The organism is Mycobacterium sp. (assembly GCF_035653355.1).
In the GTDB taxonomy this organism is placed as follows: Bacteria; Actinomycetota; Actinomycetes; order Mycobacteriales; family Mycobacteriaceae; genus Mycobacterium.
Map to the genome: position 1 here is coordinate 1 of NZ_DASRBZ010000165.1, position 2,124 is coordinate 2,124.

2 protein-coding genes and 1 pseudogene are annotated in these 2,124 nt (G+C 65.5%); all 3 read right to left on the minus strand.

Going from position 1 to position 2,124, the window contains the following annotated elements; all coding sequences use genetic code 11:
• Positions 1-82: 82 nt before the first annotated feature.
• A pseudogene (locus VFA16_RS05375) lies at positions 83-591 on the minus strand (VOC family protein).
• Between the two features lie 350 nt (positions 592-941).
• Positions 942-1,406, minus strand: a complete 465-nt coding sequence (locus tag VFA16_RS05380) for a hypothetical protein (RefSeq protein WP_324966824.1) — start codon at positions 1,404-1,406, stop codon at positions 942-944.
• A 19-nt stretch (positions 1,407-1,425) separates the two neighbouring features.
• Positions 1,426-2,037 (minus strand): DinB family protein, encoded by a 612-nt coding sequence (locus VFA16_RS05385; protein ID WP_324966825.1) that lies wholly within the window; start codon positions 2,035-2,037, stop codon positions 1,426-1,428.
• Between the last annotated feature and the right edge of the window lie 87 nt (positions 2,038-2,124).

Sequence of the window (2,124 nt, forward strand, 5' to 3'; positions counted from 1 at the left end):
ACGACGCGCTGAACAGCGGGCCGAAGACTCACCCGTGGCCTGCCGAGCAGGTCGCCCGGCTGCTCCCAGCCCCGGGGCTAACTTACCAACCCGATTGATGAGCCAGGACGCAGAACTCGTTACCCTCCGGATCTGCCATCAACACCCACTCACAGTCGCATTGACCGATGTCGACCCGGGTCGCCCCAGATCCAGCAGCCGCTGCACCTCAGCCTGCTGGTCACTCGGATTCAGATCGAGGTGCAGCCGATTCTTCACCGTCTTACGGCCGGGCACTCGCAAGAACGCCAGCCCCGGGAAGCAGGACGGGCCGGGCGCGATATCGACCTCCCGCTCGTTGCGGAACACGACCTGATAGCCGAGCACCTGGCACCAAAACGCGGCAAGCACTTCCGGATCATGACAGTCGACGACCGAGCTGAACCACGCGATGGACATGCGGCAGATTGTGCCAGGGGCTCGCGACCTCGATGGCCCGTCCGTATACGACGCCCGCCGCCCCTGACAGTGACCGGGACCAACCCGCTCGGCCTGGCCAGACACGGGGCCAGCGTGGCGGCCCATACTTCGGCGACGTCTCCGACCGCCCATCGCCCGAACCCCTGCGCCGGCGATAGGACTCCGACGGCAGCGATCTGTCGTCGGGCGAGAGGGAGACCTGCGAACAGATCATCGAGCTCTATCGGCGAACCTGGGAACGCTCGGACACGACGATCACAGCGCTCACCCTCAACGCCCCGAACCATGTTCCGTGGTGGGAGAGCCCTGACTCGAACCCGTTCGCCATCGTGATGCACGTCCCGGCTCAGCCGTCGCGATGCCTGGCATCCACACCCGGTGAGATCAATGACGCACTCTGAGATGCGAGCCGCATCCTGCCAATGGTGTTGAGCGGTGGCCCTGGCGGGCGTTACGCCACCTTCCGGCCTTGATGGCGGCGGTCAGATGTGCGCGAGGATCTGGCGTACCGGATGGCCGAGCACTTGGGCGATGGCCGGTAGTTCTTGGTCGGTGAGCCAGCTTCGGCCTGGGTTCCACAGGGCAAGTTCGAAGCGCGCGAAGCCGCATGGCCATTCGTATCCGAGGTCGTTGAGCGACGCGCGCCCGCCGCAGCACGGCAGGGTGGTGATCAGGTTCTCGAAGCCTTCGTCGCAGCGTTCTTCGAGCAGATCGCCCCACCATTCGGTATCGATCGTCGCGCCGCAGAGCGGGCAGGTGATGCGCTCTAAGTTGCCCCCGCAGTCCACGACTGTGATCGTCTCGTACCATGCGGCTTTGAGGTCGGATTCGTCGCGGTCGGGATCCGGCGCGAACTCGGCCAGCAGTAGGCGGGCGCGCTCGGCTTGTTCGTGTCCTGGCTGCCAGCGCGGGTCGGTGGGGATGATGGATAGGACGTTGTCGCTCATGGGCCGGGCGATCCTTGAATCAACGTGTCGCGGAGGGTGTCCACGATACTTCCGGCTTGTTCTGGGGTCGCGGCCCGTCGGCGCCATGCCGCAAATAGAGGTCGCGTAGCAGGCAGATCTCTGCACCGTGGTGGATGACCTCGACGTTCGTGTACAAGATGAGCTTCGCCATGGGGGCGTCGGCGAACTCGGGCGGGTACTTCGGGCCTTGTGGCCGGGCCAACCCTTCGGTGCCGAGTCCGCGCACACCCTCGACCCAGATGCGGTGCTCGTGGTCGAGCTGGCGGAGGGCTTCGTCGGCTGTGCCCGCGTAGCTGAATGTCGCGACGTTGGCAGCGGGCCCGCCGAAGTGCGTCGCGTTCGTCTCCGCGAACCCGACGATCAGATGCGCGAGCCGCCAGGCGATCGTGGTCACCGGCTCCGGGTCGCGCGGCTGCCGGCCGAAGTCCAGGGTGAACTCGCCTGCTCCGAGCGAGAGCGGTGCTGAGCTGTCGCCGCGGCGGCTGACGGTCCAACAGTTGGGAACTGGCTGCCAGAAGTATTCATGATCGGTCAGCCCGTCGAGCCTGGGCCGGAGCTGATGCTGCCAGTGGGACTCAAGCTGATCGACTACCTCGTGGTTCCAGTCCATGTCCATCCCAGGACGATAGCCGCCGCTACGGCCCAGAGGTTCGATGCCACTAATCCCAGGTCATAGGCATTGCCACGACAGGATGAG

Coding starts and splice junctions, on each gene's coding strand:
- VFA16_RS05385 (WP_324966825.1), bottom strand. CDS start 2,037: ATGGACTGGAACCACGAGGTAGTCGATCAGCTTGAGTCCCACTGGCAG.
- VFA16_RS05380 (WP_324966824.1), bottom strand. CDS start 1,406: ATGAGCGACAACGTCCTATCCATCATCCCCACCGACCCGCGCTGGCAG.